The organism is Thermococcus sibiricus MM 739, from assembly GCF_000022545.1.
GTDB classification, from domain to species: Archaea; Methanobacteriota_B; Thermococci; order Thermococcales; family Thermococcaceae; genus Thermococcus_A; species Thermococcus_A sibiricus.
In genome coordinates this window covers 409,778-425,151 of sequence record NC_012883.1, presented here as the reverse complement: position 1 = coordinate 425,151, position 15,374 = coordinate 409,778, and the positions used below count along the sequence as shown (strand labels likewise).

At 38.9% G+C, this 15,374-nt stretch carries 17 protein-coding genes; 5 read left to right on the top strand and 12 right to left on the bottom strand.

The window, feature by feature from the left end:
* From TSIB_RS02215 to pyrF, 4 genes are read left to right on the top strand one after another with little or no spacing between them, the layout of a single operon-like run.
* Window positions 1-1,266 (top strand): dihydroorotase, encoded by a 1,266-nt coding sequence (locus tag TSIB_RS02215; RefSeq protein WP_015848729.1) that lies wholly within the window; start codon window positions 1-3, stop codon window positions 1,264-1,266.
* Window positions 1,259-1,966 (top strand): iron-sulfur cluster-binding protein, encoded by a 708-nt coding sequence (locus TSIB_RS02210; RefSeq protein ID WP_015848728.1) that lies wholly within the window; start codon window positions 1,259-1,261, stop codon window positions 1,964-1,966. The genes TSIB_RS02215 and TSIB_RS02210 overlap by 8 nt, the downstream gene beginning before the upstream one ends.
* Window positions 1,951-2,880 carry a dihydroorotate dehydrogenase gene (locus TSIB_RS02205; protein WP_015848727.1) on the top strand — a complete coding sequence of 310 codons (930 nt, stop codon included), beginning with the start codon at window positions 1,951-1,953 and terminating at the stop codon, window positions 2,878-2,880. The genes TSIB_RS02210 and TSIB_RS02205 overlap by 16 nt, the downstream gene beginning before the upstream one ends.
* Window positions 2,870-3,622, top strand: coding sequence for an orotidine-5'-phosphate decarboxylase (gene pyrF / locus TSIB_RS02200; RefSeq protein ID WP_015848726.1), 753 nt, complete (start codon window positions 2,870-2,872; stop codon window positions 3,620-3,622). The genes TSIB_RS02205 and pyrF overlap by 11 nt, the downstream gene beginning before the upstream one ends.
* On the opposite strand, the gene TSIB_RS02195 is transcribed toward pyrF, so the two are convergent.
* The 12 genes from TSIB_RS02195 to hxlAB all read right to left on the bottom strand — a co-directional run bounded on the left by TSIB_RS02195 (window position 3,619) and on the right by hxlAB (window position 14,512).
* Complete coding sequence (locus TSIB_RS02195) at window positions 3,619-4,323, bottom strand: phosphoglycolate phosphatase (RefSeq protein ID WP_015848725.1); 705 nt, start codon at window positions 4,321-4,323, stop codon at window positions 3,619-3,621. The two genes, pyrF and TSIB_RS02195, sit on opposite strands and share 4 nt — an antisense overlap.
* 11 nt (window positions 4,324-4,334) lie before the next feature.
* On the bottom strand, window positions 4,335-5,603 hold the full coding sequence (truD, locus tag TSIB_RS02190; RefSeq protein ID WP_015848724.1) for a tRNA pseudouridine(13) synthase TruD: 1,269 nt from the start codon (window positions 5,601-5,603) through the stop codon (window positions 4,335-4,337).
* A gap of 10 nt (window positions 5,604-5,613) precedes the next feature.
* Window positions 5,614-5,970, bottom strand: coding sequence for a peptidyl-tRNA hydrolase Pth2 (pth2, locus tag TSIB_RS02185; RefSeq protein ID WP_015848723.1), 357 nt, complete (start codon window positions 5,968-5,970; stop codon window positions 5,614-5,616).
* Between the two features lie 55 nt (window positions 5,971-6,025).
* Window positions 6,026-8,161: a COG1361 family protein gene (locus tag TSIB_RS02180; protein ID WP_048160194.1), complete on the bottom strand. Its 2,136-nt coding sequence runs from the start codon at window positions 8,159-8,161 to the stop codon at window positions 6,026-6,028.
* A 61-nt stretch (window positions 8,162-8,222) separates the two neighbouring features.
* A complete protein-coding gene (gene aspS / locus TSIB_RS02175; protein ID WP_015848721.1) occupies window positions 8,223-9,539 on the bottom strand; it encodes an aspartate--tRNA(Asn) ligase in 1,317 nt (438 codons plus the stop codon).
* Window positions 9,540-9,560: 21 nt separating this feature from the next.
* Window positions 9,561-10,070: a KH domain-containing protein gene (locus TSIB_RS02170; RefSeq protein ID WP_015848720.1), complete on the bottom strand. Its 510-nt coding sequence runs from the start codon at window positions 10,068-10,070 to the stop codon at window positions 9,561-9,563.
* Window positions 10,071-10,273: 203 nt separating this feature from the next.
* Window positions 10,274-10,888, bottom strand: a complete 615-nt coding sequence (locus TSIB_RS02165; protein WP_048160193.1) for an HD domain-containing protein — start codon at window positions 10,886-10,888, stop codon at window positions 10,274-10,276.
* 5 nt (window positions 10,889-10,893) lie between these two features.
* Window positions 10,894-11,703, bottom strand: a complete 810-nt coding sequence (locus tag TSIB_RS02160) for a DUF4392 domain-containing protein (protein WP_015848718.1) — start codon at window positions 11,701-11,703, stop codon at window positions 10,894-10,896.
* Between the two features lie 3 nt (window positions 11,704-11,706).
* A complete protein-coding gene (locus tag TSIB_RS02155; RefSeq protein WP_015848717.1) occupies window positions 11,707-11,886 on the bottom strand; it encodes a hypothetical protein in 180 nt (59 codons plus the stop codon).
* Window positions 11,870-12,529 (bottom strand): HAD family hydrolase, encoded by a 660-nt coding sequence (locus TSIB_RS02150; protein ID WP_015848716.1) that lies wholly within the window; start codon window positions 12,527-12,529, stop codon window positions 11,870-11,872. Before TSIB_RS02150 ends, TSIB_RS02155 begins: the two co-directional genes overlap by 17 nt.
* Window position 12,530: 1 nt before the next feature.
* On the bottom strand, window positions 12,531-13,286 hold the full coding sequence (locus TSIB_RS02145; RefSeq protein WP_015848715.1) for an FtsZ/tubulin family protein: 756 nt from the start codon (window positions 13,284-13,286) through the stop codon (window positions 12,531-12,533).
* Window positions 13,287-13,291: 5 nt separating this feature from the next.
* Window positions 13,292-14,512, bottom strand: coding sequence for a bifunctional 3-hexulose-6-phosphate synthase/6-phospho-3-hexuloisomerase (gene hxlAB / locus TSIB_RS02140; RefSeq protein WP_015848714.1), 1,221 nt, complete (start codon window positions 14,510-14,512; stop codon window positions 13,292-13,294).
* 131 nt (window positions 14,513-14,643) lie between these two features.
* Between hxlAB and TSIB_RS02135 the strand changes: the two genes are divergently transcribed.
* Window positions 14,644-15,372, top strand: coding sequence for an arginase family protein (locus TSIB_RS02135; RefSeq protein WP_048160192.1), 729 nt, complete (start codon window positions 14,644-14,646; stop codon window positions 15,370-15,372).
* The last annotated feature ends 2 nt before the right edge of the window (window positions 15,373-15,374 follow it).

The following is a 15,374-nucleotide window of genomic DNA, read 5'->3' as shown; positions in this document are numbered from 1 at the left end:
ATGATAATTAAGGGAGAAATACTTTCACATAGCTACCAGGGAAAAGGGTATATTGTGTTAAAAAACGGGCTAATCAAAAAAGTTCAACAGGATAAACCCAAAGAAGGAAAAGACTATATAGATGCTGAGGATAAACTTGTAATTCCAGGTTTAATAGATATGCATGCTCATTTCAGAGAACCCGGCTACGAACATAGGGAAACAATAGAGAGTGGATCTAAAGCAGCCATTCATGGAGGCGTCACTACTGTGGCAGTAATGCCCAACACAAACCCTGCTTTAGATAGCCCGCGGATTATTGAACATGTAAAACAAAGGGCCCATGAAGTTGGGCTCATAGATATTTTTCCAACAAGCGCAATAACAGAAGGACGGAAAGGAAATAAGCTTGTAAATTTTAAAAGCTTAGCTAGCCATGTGATAGCATTCAGTGATGATGGCACAACTCCTCAAAGTTTCAAAATATTCCTTGAGGCAGCAAAATTTGCCAGAGCAGTTGGAAAGCCAATTGCCGATCATGCGGAAATAAAAGAACTTTCAGGAGGAAGTATGAGAGAGGGGCAATTCTCAAAGAGGTATGGGGTAAGTGGAATCCCAGATATAGCTGAATCCATTGCCGTTGCACGTGATATAGAAGTTGCCCGCTATACTGGGGCCCATATTCATATACAGCACTTATCTACAAAGGCATCTGTAGAGATTTTGAAAAACGCAAAGAAAAGGACAATTCCAGTTACGGGAGAAGTAACTCACCACCACCTACTCTTTACTGATGAAGATTTAAAGGATCGCTCTCCTTTCAAAAAAGTTAATCCTCCACTGCCAACACAAGAGGACCAAGAAGCCTTAGTTAAAGGACTCATAGACGGTACAATAGACATAATAGTTACAGATCACGCGCCTTATTCAAAAGAAGAGAAGTCTACAGATATAGAGAGCGCTCCATTTGGGATAAGTGGTATTGAAACCCTTCTCTCATCTTTATTTCTTATAGCAGAGATGTATGAAATATCATTCGTATCCCTTCTGGAGAAGGTCACTTGGAAGCCTGCAAAAATTTTTAATTTAGGCCTTCGAGGCGATTTTGCCCCAGGCTATGTTGGGGACATTGTAATAGTTGACCCAAACAAAAGATGGAAAGTTACTGAGAAGAGCCTCCTCTCTAAAGGAAAAAACACTCCATTTTTAAACAGAACTCTCCCAGGAGTTGTTGAATTAACTATTAAAAATGGCAAAATAGTATACAGAGGTGATAACGTTGATTGAAGCTGAACTAAAAGAGAAAAAAATATCCAAGGATTATGGTTTTTTCACGTTCAAACTTTATGGAGATCTGGAAAATCCCGAGGCTGGTCAATTTGTGATGCTTAAAGCCTCAGATGAACCAATTTTAGCGAAACCATTTTCTATCTACTCCTACAAGAACAGAGAACTCACATTATTTATAAAACGAGTGGGAAGATTAACAGGCAAAATCTTCTCAAGCCCAATTGGGGAGATGTTCTACATAAGAGGGCCCCACGGAAATCCCTATATTGACTTAATAGACGGTGAAAAACAATATATACTCGTTGGGGGTGGAAGTGGAGTAGCCCCATTAAACTTTTTCTCCGAACTTCATCCGGCCATGGTTTATGAAAAGCTCTATGGATTTAAAGGAAGTTATATACGGGAACTATTTACTGAAAAAGAACAGAAGAATCTAATAATCGAAGAGGAAAGTGAAAAAACAGTGGTAGATGTTTTAAAAGATGTATATTCAGAAGAAATCGGAATTTTAGCATGTGGGCCGGTGCCGATGTTAAAGAATCTGCCTGCAACTTCCTATGTATCGCTTGAGGCTATGATGGGATGTGGAATAGGTACTTGTAAAAGCTGTGCTGTAAAGACCAAAAAAGGCGTGAAGCTTGTCTGTAAAAATGGGCCACTATTCAGAAAGGAGGAGATAATATGGGAGTGGATTTAAGCATCGATGTATTTGGAATAAAGTTCAGGAATCCAATAATACTGGCTTCTGGACCTGTTGGATTTGGTTTTGAACTCATGCCCTATCTTGACTTTTCAAATATTGGTGCAATAACTTTGAAAACAGTTACTCTCAAGCCAAGAGAAGGAAATCCCCCTCCAAGACTGGTAGATTCACATGGGGGAGTTATTAACTCTATCGGACTCCAAAACCCCGGAATAGAAGGATTTGTAGAGGAAATTGCTCCACGCCTTAAGGAACTCAAAACCATCAAAATCGGGAGCATTGCGGGGTTTAGTATGGATGAATGGGAAATTTTAGGGGAAGAAATGGATAAAATAAAGGAAATCAAGATTATTGAGATCAACCTCTCATGTCCCAATGTTAAAGGAAAACGAAGGTGGGCAGAGGATGCAAAACTCACAGAGAAAGTCGTGAAAATTGTAAGAAAATTGACAGGCAAACCAATAATTGCAAAATTGGCACCAGATGTGACAGATATAGTAGAGATAGCAAAAACCGCAGTAGATGCTGGTGCAGATGGTCTAACTATAGGAAACGGGGCCCAAGCCATGAGAATAGACGTTGAAACTGGATTACCTATACTCAAGCTCAAAACGGGAGGTCTTGGCGGGCCTGCAGTAAAACCCATAACCCTTGCAAAAGTTTTCAAAACCAGAGAGGCCTTAGACGTTCCAATAATAGGAATTGGCGGTATCATGAACTGGCAAGATGCCATCGAGTATGCTATGGCGGGCGCATCGCTTCTAGGGCTGGGTACAGCAGTTATGGTTGATCCAGAAGCTCCTGTCAGAATCATAGAGGGAATTAAAGCATTTCTTGAGCGTAAAAAAATTGAAAGTTTTAATAAGATCATCGGGGTAGCACACAAAGGTGGCCTCAATGTTCATTAATAAATATAGAAAATCCCGAGAAAAAAACAACTCAATCCTAGTGGTGGGACTAGATAGTGATATAGATAAGATTCCTAAGAGATTCAAGGATATTTTGGAATTCAATGAACATATTGTGCATGAAACTGCAGATCTTGTTTGTGCCTATAAGATCAACATTGCATTTTATGAGAAACTTGGATGGAAGGGATACAAAGTCATGGAAGAAACCATAGAACTGATAAAACAAAAAACTAACGTGCCCATAATCTTAGATGCCAAAAGAGGAGACATAGGGAACACCGCAAAGGCCTATGCAGAAGCATATTTTGAGAAACTAAAGGTAGACTCTGTAACTGTTAATCCCTACATGGGTAGAGATGCTATAATTCCCTTTTTAAAAAAAGGACATGCTTTTATTCTTCTTTTAACAAGCAACAAATCGGCTAATGAAATTGAAGTGCCAGTGTATTCTCGGGTTCTTGAACTTTCGAAGGAACTTGAACTCGCATACCCTAAAAAAGTTGGTATCGTAGTTGGGGCCACAAAAGAGGAGTTTATAGAGGGGATATCCAAAAAAAGTGGGCACCTTTCGTGGTTAATCCCCGGAATCGGGGCCCAAGGAGGGAATCCAGAGATTCTTAGGGACTTAAAAGGCAAAGATGTTATGGTAAATGTCTCACGAGCAATTATTTTTGCTGAAGACATTAAAAAAAGCGCAGAAAAATTCAAGGATCTCTTAGATAAATACTATTTCGGTTAGATCTCTAAGTATCCAAATTTTTTTAGAATATGAATAATCCCTTCAGCTCCTCCATCTCCGTAGGGTTTAGTCGTGACATGGTCTGCTTCTCTTTTTAAAACTTCAGGGGCCTGAGCCACTGCAACCCTATACCCAACCACTTTAAACGCATCAAGATCATTTTCCCCATCTCCAATATGTGCAACTTGTTCAGGAGTTATTCCAAGTTTCTGACATGCATTTCTTATTCCTTCACCTTTGTTAACGTGAGGCTGCTTTACGTGGATCGCGTATCCACTATCCACAGCAATCAAATCCAAATTTAACTCCTCAATTATTCCCCTAACCACTTCCACTGGCACTGTTCTTTTTATTACTAAGCCTGCCCGTCTCTCCCCATATTTCATTGTATCACTCATCTCAGCATTGGGATAACGCTTTTTTAGCTCACTCCACAAAATCATTGAATCCCCCATATCACCCAAAAAGATACGATTGTTGCTTTTATCTCCTATTACTCCTCCATCTTCAGCGATGAATGGGCCGGTAGTACCTATCAAAATGGTGGCAGCATAAGCAAAACATGCACTATTTCCAGTAACAAGCATGACAGGAATTCCAAGGTTTTCTGCTAATCTTATAGCTTCTACTGCATTTTCCTGTAATCTCCTATTTGGATATGTTATTGTCCCATCTATATCTATTGAAATTGCCTTAATCATGAGAACTCACCTTAATGGTCTTTCATTATTTCCCTCATAACACTTGTGGCGTAAACTCCCTTCGGGAGGAAAAATCTAAATATCAGGCCTTCTTCAGATGATTTATACTTAAACCCTCTAGGTTTGATCAGAAGCTCCCTTCTACCGCCAGCTTCGGCCAAGATCGGTAGTTGCTTCATTTTAAATCCGTTTAAATCTATTCCTTCTTCATCTAGGATCTCCCTCTCTATTTTCCCCATTGGCCCATCGGCCAATCTTGAAGCAAAACCAAAAACTGGGCCAGTCACCATGGCTTCTCCTCTTTTAACTCTCTCGTTGACAAATTTCAAAGACCTCTCTGTTACTTTAAAGGTCTTGTTTCTGATTGGAAGTCCTTTTTTCACTTGACAAACTATATCCCCTGAAAGGGCCTCGTTAAGAGATAAGCCCTCCTCAATCCTCCTAGAAAGGGCTTTATTAAATAGGTAAGACTGATAAGAGTGTATGAATATCCTAACTATAGGCCTTGGAAGAACCGCAAAGGCTTTTTTCCAGCTTCTAGTTTCTCTGTACTTGTAGAGCATTGCCCTCTCATATCTCAGAAAATTAGGAAATTCCTCTAAAGCTTTTTCCACATCTCCGGTTTTTAAGAAGTCTTTACGGGCTTCATCTCCCGTCATGTCACCGGTATACTCGCCCAAAAACTTCAAAGCTGCTCCTTCGAAGTCTCCTTTTAGTAAAAGCTTTCCAACTTCATGATTAATAACTCTCCTTTCACCAAAGCGTTGGGAACCAAAATAGTTTGGAAATCCCCCTTTAAGTTTCAGTTCTTTCAAAATCTTTTTAGTTCTCTCTAGGGCCCTTTCTGGATCCTCTAAACCTCTCAAAATGATTTGAAAATGATTCCCAATGAGCATACCAAGTTTTAATGGTTTACCACGTCCAACAAACTTCAAAGAAATTCCCTCAATATTTAACGATGCGATACTCTCTTTTATACTCTCCAAATTCTCAGAGCATATGCTTATGTACTGATAAGTTATAGCATGCCTATCTTTTGTCCCTGCAAATCCTACATTCTTATAATCAATCCCTATACGCTTAGCAATCTCTTTTATTGCTGCCATTGTTTCCCAATTTTGTTTTTTAATAAGATATATCAGACATTGGTCACTCCTAAACACACTCCTCGGAATAACCTCTCTAACAATAAAATCCTCTGGTTTAGATTTGATTTTTCCCCCTATCCCCTTAGATGAACTTAAGTACCTGAAATTCGAAAAAAATTGTTTATAATCCATTTTCTCCCACTCACACAAGTTTTAGATTCCCAGTGATCTTATTAACAATTTCTTCTGGCCCCGGACCTATCGCTAGGCATGTTATCGTCCCTGGAGGGATTTCCGTCAACCCAGCGTCCCTTATTAACGAATTAGGAATCCCAAGTTTTTCTGCTTCTGCCTTTAGTTCAAATAACTCACGTTCACTCTCCGCTTTAACTACGACCTTTTTCTGGCCTTCATTGAACCATCCTTTAAACCATTCAGGTTTTTCTTTGTATGCTTTAAATGCTGCTGTCACTGCACCATGAGCTACCTGGACAGCCAGTTTTCCCTTACTAAGTTTTAAATCACTCCTAACTATCATGACCTGTTTATACTTGAACATCTTTCATCCCAAGAGAAGCAAAAGAAGAGAGAGTATATAAAAGTTAAGAAAATGATCAAAGTTGTTGTTCTTCTTTGGTTTCAGTAGTTTCTGTCTCTTCGACTTTTAGTACTTGGGGTTCTTCTTTCTTTGGGAGTCCTCCTGGTCTCCTCTTCTTCCTTCCAAGTTCTTTAAGGGCTTTATCGTATTTTGCTTTTAGACCCACATAATTGTACCCTAAAACTGCTGATACTAAAATGAAGAGGATTGCAATGATTGGCCACCAGTTGACACCAGTTTCGGGTGGTAGGTATGAAACACTTATGTTCTTTAGGGCCTCGGCGAGTTCAACCTTGCTTTCATTGTCTAAGTTAGCAAGTGTTGTATTTACATAGGATGGCAATTCTTCTGGTTCTGGATAAACTTTCACTTCCTTGATTTCCACTGCAGGTGGAAGTGAGTTAACTACAACAAGGTTTTCAAAGTTCTCTTCATGCCAGTTTCCTACGGGATCTTGATATACGAGTTTTGCACTTATTATAGAATTGCTAGCTTTTAGTATTGCATAATCACTTTCATCACTTTCAAGAGTCTTCGTTTCCCCTGCCTTGATATCTCCAACGTAAAGTTTTGTCTCTCCATCAAGAGTATCAGGGATTATCAGTTGGAGGGTAGCATTTTTAATAAATTCATACTTTGGATCTTTGCCTTCCGCAGAAATCGTGAATTTTAATTTGGCAGTTTTTTCTTGAGTGTGCACATAAGTACTCCAAGTTCCGTTGAAGGCTTCTCCCATTACAGAAAGCTTTGGAATTGCATAGACTGTCACTTTCAATTGGTTAGAGGACATTGATGATGGACTATCTGTTAGTTCATCATTGGGATTGTAATAACTCACATTAACTGGACCAATCTCATAAGTCCCAATTTCTGTAGCTCTTAATATATAGATTATTGTAGGCAATTTCTTAAATGGGTCTATCACATCAACTGACCAAGTTCCGCTATAAGGCTTAAATCCCGATTCGGGAAACTTCAACTCAACATTAGCTGCAATAGCTGCCCCTCTACCTCTATTCTCCACATCCACCATGACCACTAGATCTTCGTTTATCAAGATCTTATCAGAGTTAATCCTAAAATTAATCATTAGATTTGCTTCCCTTTTAGGAAACTCCACTTCTACATCTTCTGGAACATACAACTCTAACTTCGTTTTGTTATAATCTAAATTGATACCACCTACTGGAATCTTTACTCTAATTGGAATTCCTTTTACGAGATAACTGCCTCCAGCAGACACCTTAAATGTTTCTAATGGTTCATTTGAGCCATCTCCTCTAAACAAAGTAAAGTATGCAGAGTATTCAACAAGATCCTCAGAAATAATTTTCCCTTCAACTTTGCCAAGAAGTAATTTATATTTTGTTCCATTAACATGGATTAAAAGCTCCTCTCCTTTATAAAGTTCAGGAAGAGTATTGTACACAAGTTTTGTCGGTTCAACTATCGGTTCTGTTGGTGTAGTGCCACCAGTGCCTCCCCCACTCAATTGGAAAACTGTTGTTGGATACTTTGGAAGATAAACATCAAAAACTGCATAGCTTGTGGTTGCATTTTTTAGGTAGAGATATAAGTAGGGCGAGTATTGAAAGTCAGTGGTTAACTTATACGGGACCGCATAATAATCACCTTCAAAAATCGTAGCAGTTACGGTTTCATATGGTAGTGTTATTTGAACATCTGCTTTATTTTCATATGTGTTTGTGACCTTCACCTTTATAGCAGGGATTACCACATCGTTAAACTTGTAGGGCAGGCTATATGCATTATTTTTGTTAATCTGTACATCGCCTTCGACTAATTCAAGATCAGACCCCAGTGAGATTAAAATCTTCTGGTTGCTTGCCAATATCCATGAAAGTCTAACTGAAAATAGAGTGTTTTGATTGTCTGGAACTGGGAGGGAATAACCCGTTGGAAGTACTTTACTAGCCACAACACTTCCATCCTTGGCATACACTTTTATTAAAGCCTGACTCCACGCTTGATCAACATCGGCAAATTGGATCTTATAATCTCCAAAAGTCACTGATTCCCCTAAACCAAGCATTATTTGATCAATACTAGCTTTTCCAACACTAGCTGATTCCACATAGGGCATAAATGATAAAATCAACAACCCCATCATAATCAGAGGTAATTTTTTCATCTTTTTCTCCTCCACCAACTTGTTTCCTAAATTCATAAAAAGGTAAAAGAATATAAAGCTCTTATGGTTCCAACCTTCTTCTGTCTCTTGGGAATAACATAACTTCTCGGATATTACCCAAGTTCAACATCTGCTTGATGAGCCTCTCAGCCCCTAGACCAAAACCTCCATGCGGCGGCATACCATAACGGAATGCTTTTAGGTAGAAGTCGAAACTTTCCACATTTAATCCCTGTTCTGCTATTTGTGCCTTAAGTTTCTCATAACGGTGCTCCCTTTGACCTCCAGATGTTATTTCTATCCCTCTGTATTCAAGATCAAATGACCTCGAGATTTCTGGTTTGTTGTCATACCTCATTATGTAGAAGGGCTTTGCACTGCTTGGATACTGATATATAAAGTAAAGATCCTCATCATAATTTTCTTTGATATACTGGCCGAGGAGCTTTTCTCCTTCAGTATCTATATCCTCCCCCCAAGAGATCTCTTTTCCAAGATCTCTCAAAATCTCCAGAGCTTCAGTGTATGTAACACGTCTAAAGGGAAGTTTTGGTTCTTCAAGTTCAAAACCGAGAGTTTGAAGTTCTTTTTCATTATTCTCTCGGACATAATTGACTGCATAAGTTATAAGATGTTCAAGAAGCTTCATTACTTCATCTTCATCTTCTATAAAAGCCATTTCTCCATCAATACTCCAAGCCTCATTTAGATGTCTAGTTGTGTTGTGTTCCTCAGCTCTGAATATTGGGGCTATCTCAAATACTCTGTCCAACCCCGAGGCCATCATAATTTGTTTATAAAGCTGGGGAGATTGAGCCAAAAATGCATCTTTTTCAAAATACTTCATGGGGAAAAGTTCAGTTCCACCCTCTGTAGCTGTAGCGATTATTTTGGGTGTATGGATTTCCACAAACCCTTCATTGTGAAAGAAATCTCTAACTGCTCTGAAAGTACTTGAACGAATCTTAAATATTGCCATGATTTCAGGCCTTCTAAGATCCATAAAACGGTTATCAAGCCTTGTATCCAGTTCAGCTTTAACCTTCCCTGTGGGATCTAAGGGGAGTGGTGTTTCGGCTTTCGAAAGGAGTATTATTTTCTCCGGTATAAGTTCAAATCCTAATCTGGCCTTAGGTGTGAAGTTGACAATTCCTTCAACAGATACCACATCCTCATTGTGAAGACTTGGGATGAGGTTGAAAACTTCCTCAGAGACTTTTTTCTTTGGGGCGGTTACTTGAACTATTCCCTCTCTGTCCCGTATCCACAGAAATTTTATTCCGCCTAAATCCTTAACTTCATGCACCCATCCTGCAACTCTTATCTTTTGATTATTTAACTCCTCAGTTATTTGGCCCGAATAGTGCGTTCTATACATGTTTAAACCTCCAAAATGGAATTAAATAAAAGATATCTTTACATCCGAACCAATTATTTTGGAAAGAATGTCCTCCAGAGTTTCATGTTTTGCAGGAAGCTTTTGTTGATCCCTTCTAATTACCAAGACTTTGTAATATTGGCCACTTGGTGCGTATACGACGTTAACCCCAAAAACACTTGCTGGATACAAGAGATCAGTAGCAAGTTTTTTGATTTCATCTGTCCCTTTTATTTCCAAGCCTTCAATTACTCTCACTCTCTTGCCAAGCTCCCTCATAAGGAGCTTGATGTTTTTACCACCCTTACCAATTACAAGCGGAACATTCCCTTCCCCAACCATTATGACTACCAGGTCTCCGGCTTCGACGGCTTTCTTGAACTCTACATCAGCATCGCCTAGGAGCTTGTAAAGCATCCTCGAAATTTTAACATCCAGCTCAGAAATCACACCATCTTGAAGTTTCTTTTCATCCGCCGGGCACAAAATATCCTCTGTTTTTAAACACACCTCACAGATTGGCGCTTTCATTAGCTCACCTCCCAGTTATTTGCAAAAAATGAACATAAGCTAACATTCTTTTGAGGAGGTTATTTAAAAACCTTATCCTATCCAGAAAAGAACAAAATGAGCTAACAATTCCTCCAAGAGAGAACTTCACTATTGGATGGGCAACCGTGAACTACCCCACCCTTTCGGAAGGGGTCTTCCAAGAGGATAAAGAGAGAGCATTCCTAAAGCTCTCCCTCAATCTCCCTTACCAGTCTGTCAATAAACTCTTCTACAAATTTGTTTCTTCCCTCGGCAAGCTTTTTAGCCGTATGTGTATACATCAAATATCTAAGTTTCAGAATTTTTTCTTCAAAATGTTTAATTGAAAACTCTATATCTCTCCCATGCTCTCCAGAGTACATGAAAACCCTTGCAACCCCAATAGCTCCTATTGCATCAAGCTTATCAGCGTCGCTGAGAATCTTTGCTTCAAGTGTTCTTGGGTCTGGTGGCCTTGAAAACCTGTGGGCCTCTATTGCATGAACCACTTCGTCTACTTTGGAATACTTGAGCGAAGTCAAAAATCTGTAGGCAATTTTTGCACCCTCTTTAGCATGGTCCTCAACGATTCCTTTGTCCTCCAAGGGCCTTGCAACATCATGAAGAAAAGCCGCTAATGCTAAAACTTCTAAATCCGCCCCCTCAGCCTTACCAATATGCATACAAAGGTTGAAGACCCTCTTTACATGTGAAAATCCATGGGTTCCCTCTCGTTCAAAAAAATTTCTAGCAAACTCCTCTGCTTTTTTAATAAGTTTTAGGCTAATTTCATCAGTTATGTAATCTTCAATCCTCATACTTCTCACCTAATTTTACTTTCTATTATTGAATTAAGCAGGTTTAGGAACCTTTTGTGAACCTCAAGTGGAATGCCATCAACACTAAGCTGAGGTTTTTTAATGACGCCATCTATAACCCCCTCAGAGACTAAAGCTCTTAGAACCTTTTCTTCGTCCCAATCTCTCAGGAGATTTTTTCCAACTTCAAGGGAAGCTTGAGCAATCAGACCATAAGCCCCCCAATTAGAGACTGCTGAGAGTATTAACTCATCAACCTTTACAATGCTGGTTATTTTATCCCCAAATTTAACGTACTTCTTCACGATCTCCGCAATATTCCCCATCCCTATCTCATTCCCTCCGTCTCCGATACCAATTGTGGGAACCCCAAGTTCCTTAGCCTGGAAGAATAACTCATCAAATGGTGACATTTCAATTTCTAACCCGCTCATGGAATAATACTTGCCATCTTTTGCTCTCCCTGGTGTTTCAACACTTATTAACAAAGAATATTGATTAACTCGTGGTTTCTTTGCAAAATTGATTTTAAATCCTCTAAGGGCAGAACTTATTTTTTCACATGTTAGTATCTCCGCTCTCCCCCCAAGTCTCTCAATAGCCCTATATAAAGCCACAGCTCCTGGTGGACCATCAGTTTCTGCTATTTGCATCGGGGGTATTGGAAAGCATGTTACAATAAGAACATTATCAAGATTTTCTATGAAAAGGTTCTTGGCCTTTTCCAAAAAATTGAAATTTTTCTCTCTGTACTCTAAATATACTTTTAAGATATCCCTACCATAGATATCAGTATTAATCAAATGCCCGATCATTTTTCATTCCTCAATCTCGTATACAATTAATCTAACTCTTTTGCCCTTTATAGTCTCTTTAAGCCCCCACCAGAGTTCTGTAGGGTGTTCTTGCTTGTGAACAACTTCATCTCCATTCTCAAGTCTCACTCGTTTTTCTTCAAACTCTACAAAAACCCCTTCCCTCTTAAATATCTCTTTCATCTCTAAACCCCCCTAAGATACTTCTAAGTTGATGAAGGCTTCTAATCTCAAAGTCAGCAAAGTTATAATCCTCCGTTCCTTCCCGGTTTATCCAAATTGGTAGCATACCTACATTTCTAGGGCCATAAACGTCTTGATTTAAGTCATCTCCTATCATTATACTTTCTTTTGGTTCTACTCCTACCTTCTCACATGCATATAAAAATATCTTAGGATCAGGTTTCACAGTTTTTACATCTTCCCTCGTCACAACCACGTCAAAGTACCTGTCCAACTTAGCTATTCGAAGTTTTAATCTCTGATATTCGGGGCCACTGGTTATTACTCCTAATTTATATCCCTCCCCTCTCAGCCACTCTAAAGTGGGAATCACATCGGGAAATACTTGAATCTTGTGTGGATATGTCTTTATTAAATTCTCATATTTAAAATCAATCCCAAAACTCTCAAAAAAGAAATCCCAATCATGCCATTCGTAAGTGTTTTTTCTTTCAGATATTTCTCTAAGAAATCTTAATCGGGCGTCGCCTTTAGAAATCCCGAACTTTTTTGATAGCTTATCATATACTTGGGGAAGAAGGAGCATTATTAAGGGCTTTTCTGTCAGAAGGGTTCCATCTATATCGAAAAAAACAGCTTTCATATTACCACCTCTTCACTAAAAGGGAGAGAATCTCAATGTGATCATTTAGGCCTTCTTCCATTTTTATACCCCATATTATATCCTTTTCCTTCAAAAACTTCTGAAAATTAGAGAGTATCCTATGAGCATCACTTAACGGCACATTTTCTCCTACTAAGATGTTTATCAGGCCTTTATCCCAAACCCCCCAATGCCATTCAAAGTTAACTTTGGATAGTAACCGTAAAATCCCAATGTTATTACCCCTAACCATGTTGAAGAAATCTGCATAATCAACATTCACCAGCATTTGGTTTTCAAGGTAGTAATGAAGTCTAGTAAACATGGTCCCTATGTTTTGGGTAGCCATTTGGAAAGCCATCTCCAATGAAGCATCCCTGTAATCATGCAGGGATTCCCAGAGAGAATCATAAAAGACTGTATCAAACTCTTGGGCCCATGGTGGTTTTTGGTCGTGAATCAATTCTTTTTCAGGACTAAGTACGTATGCAAGTTTCAATGGGTTCTCAGGTAAATATTCCAAGAGGACACTCAGTATTTCCAGATTTATTGGCTTATTCTCAAACACGACCCATAATATTGCATCATTTGGAACTTTCTGGAAAAGATCTCTAAGTTTTTGACGGAATGGGAATTTGCCAAGTAGGTAATAGGAGGGATTTATAGAAAGTTTTGAAATCTTTTCTATATTAATATTTTGGACAACTCTGTTCCCATTACTGCCAATGCCAATAAAAATATGAGGAAAAGAGGGCATATAGATCACTCTAGTGTAGCGTGCTTCCGCTTCATATCTTTTTCGCTTTTCTGGAATGTGGCCATTAATAGAGCTATAACCCCATCCAAGAGTAGCATTGTTGAATCTTCAAAGAGTGTTCCCATTGGAGCCATCCACTTGTATTCGGTGAGCATTTGTCTAGCGATATAATCTGTAGGAATGTCTGCTTTTGTTCTTCCCGGAATTTCTACGACAACATCAGAAAGTTTCCCAAGAGTTGAATTCTTATAGGAGGTTATTCCTACGACTTTTCCTCCCTGATTTTTAGCAATTTCCGCAGCGTCAACTATAGTCCTAGTTTCACCACTCCCACTGATTGCAATTAGAAGGTCCCCCTCTTCAAAAGCAGGAGTTATGGTTTCCCCAACAACATAAACATTGAAATCAAGGTGCATTAGACGCATTGCAAATGCCTTCCCTACTAAACCACTTCTTCCAGCGCCATAGATAAATATTTTATTTGCTCCAATCATTGCGTCTACCATCCCTCTAACCTGCTCTAGTTTTAGTGATGTAGCTACTGTTTTTATGTGGTCTGTTATATCCTGAATAACTTTTACGATTGTTTGCATATATTCGGCCCAGAATAGATCAAGTATCCTCCTAGTAATATTTTCAGGGTCTTTTGCCTTAGTTATTGCTCCTCCAACGATAATAATTGTAGCTCCTGCTTCTATAACCTTCGGAATAGTTTCTAAGTTTAAACCTCCGGCAACTGCAACCGGGATTTTTACAGCTTTTACTACTTTTTCTAGATCTTCTAGAGGATTTCTTCCTTGAGCTTGCTCATCTATCCCCGTATGGACTAAAATGTAATTAACACCCATATTTTCCAATTCTTTTGCTCTTTTTACTTTATCCTTAACCCCGATTAAATCCGCCATAACTCTTATACCATACTTCTTAGCAACGGTAACTGCATCTTTTATTGTTTTATCATCGGCAACTCCAAGTATGGAAACGACATCAGCTCCATGTCTTGCAGCCATTTCCACTTCCAAAGCTCCAGTATCCATTGTCTTCAGATCAGCCACTATTTTTCTATCCGGAAATCTCCTCTTCATAAGCTCTACTGCCCTAATTCCTTCCTTCTTTATTAGTGGAGTTCCAACTTCAAGCCAATGGGCTCCTCCACGTGCCACTTTTTCCGCTATAGAAATAGCATGTTCTATATCCGTTACATCAAGAGCTACTTGTAAGATCATCTTGATTTACCCCCCAATAACTCTCAAACTTAACTTCAAGAGGGTTGTTTTTAACTTTAACTCTTTCTTCTTGAATATGTCCATCCTATAAATTTAAAAATAATAACCTCAAAATAGGCTTCGTGAAGAATATGGTGACTTTTATTCCCTTTGGAGAAAAACCCAATAGAGATGGTGTGATGTACGCTCTTGAGTTACTCAAAAGGAATAGAATAATAGAAGATTTTGTAATAGTCGAATCAAGCAATGTGGAACTCCTAGCAGACAGACTTCCAATAGATAAGTGTTATATCATAGGCGACCACCTAGCAACCTACGGTGTGCTTAAACGCGTGAAAACAAGGTCTTTAATAAGTATTGATGCCCATACAGATTTGATGCACGACTATCTTGATCACGGCTCATGGCTTGCATATACTTTGGAAGAAAAGATCATTGAGAGAGCTAGTATAGTTGGGCCTGTTTTGATGATACCCACAACAGAAAGAACTAGCTTATGGACTAGACGAGTCAAAATTTTCCCTGCCCTCCCAAGAAGCAGACGGGTTAAAGGATCATGGAAAGCATATAAAAGCCTGAAAACATCCTCCATTGAGAAAATCATTGAAGATATAAAGAAATATTTAGGTAAAGATGTCTACTTAACCGTTGATCTAGACGTCCTATCGCCAGAATACAAAATATCCCGATTCCAACACGGGGAACTAAGTTTAAGTGAACTGCTTGATATTATAAACGAAATCAAAAAGAATTTCAACATAATTGGTTGTGATATAGCTGAGGTCTCAGATAAAATAAAGCGCTCTAAACTTGGAAAAAAAGCCCTAATTGAGGTTTATATTGCCCTCACGGAGGGATAATA

Bases quoted from the DNA above. Each gene is read 5' to 3' on its own strand.
- TSIB_RS02170 (WP_015848720.1), bottom strand. From the start codon at position 10,070: ATGAAAGCGCCAATCTGTGAGGTGTGTTTAAAAACAGAGGATATTTTG.
- TSIB_RS02215 (WP_015848729.1), top strand. From the start codon at position 1: ATGATAATTAAGGGAGAAATACTTTCACATAGCTACCAGGGAAAAGGG.
- TSIB_RS02160 (WP_015848718.1), bottom strand. From the start codon at position 11,703: ATGATCGGGCATTTGATTAATACTGATATCTATGGTAGGGATATCTTA.
- TSIB_RS02165 (WP_048160193.1), bottom strand. From the start codon at position 10,888: ATGAGGATTGAAGATTACATAACTGATGAAATTAGCCTAAAACTTATT.
- TSIB_RS02135 (WP_048160192.1), top strand. From the start codon at position 14,644: ATGGTGACTTTTATTCCCTTTGGAGAAAAACCCAATAGAGATGGTGTG.
- TSIB_RS02195 (WP_015848725.1), bottom strand. From the start codon at position 4,323: ATGATTAAGGCAATTTCAATAGATATAGATGGGACAATAACATATCCA.
- pth2 (WP_015848723.1), bottom strand. From the start codon at position 5,970: ATGTTCAAGTATAAACAGGTCATGATAGTTAGGAGTGATTTAAAACTT.
- TSIB_RS02145 (WP_015848715.1), bottom strand. From the start codon at position 13,286: ATGCCCTCTTTTCCTCATATTTTTATTGGCATTGGCAGTAATGGGAAC.
- TSIB_RS02150 (WP_015848716.1), bottom strand. From the start codon at position 12,529: ATGAAAGCTGTTTTTTTCGATATAGATGGAACCCTTCTGACAGAAAAG.
- truD (WP_015848724.1), bottom strand. From the start codon at position 5,603: ATGGATTATAAACAATTTTTTTCGAATTTCAGGTACTTAAGTTCATCT.
- TSIB_RS02155 (WP_015848717.1), bottom strand. From the start codon at position 11,886: ATGAAAGAGATATTTAAGAGGGAAGGGGTTTTTGTAGAGTTTGAAGAA.
- pyrF (WP_015848726.1), top strand. From the start codon at position 2,870: ATGTTCATTAATAAATATAGAAAATCCCGAGAAAAAAACAACTCAATC.
- aspS (WP_015848721.1), bottom strand. From the start codon at position 9,539: ATGTATAGAACGCACTATTCGGGCCAAATAACTGAGGAGTTAAATAAT.
- hxlAB (WP_015848714.1), bottom strand. From the start codon at position 14,512: ATGATCTTACAAGTAGCTCTTGATGTAACGGATATAGAACATGCTATT.
- TSIB_RS02205 (WP_015848727.1), top strand. From the start codon at position 1,951: ATGGGAGTGGATTTAAGCATCGATGTATTTGGAATAAAGTTCAGGAAT.
- TSIB_RS02180 (WP_048160194.1), bottom strand. From the start codon at position 8,161: ATGAAAAAATTACCTCTGATTATGATGGGGTTGTTGATTTTATCATTT.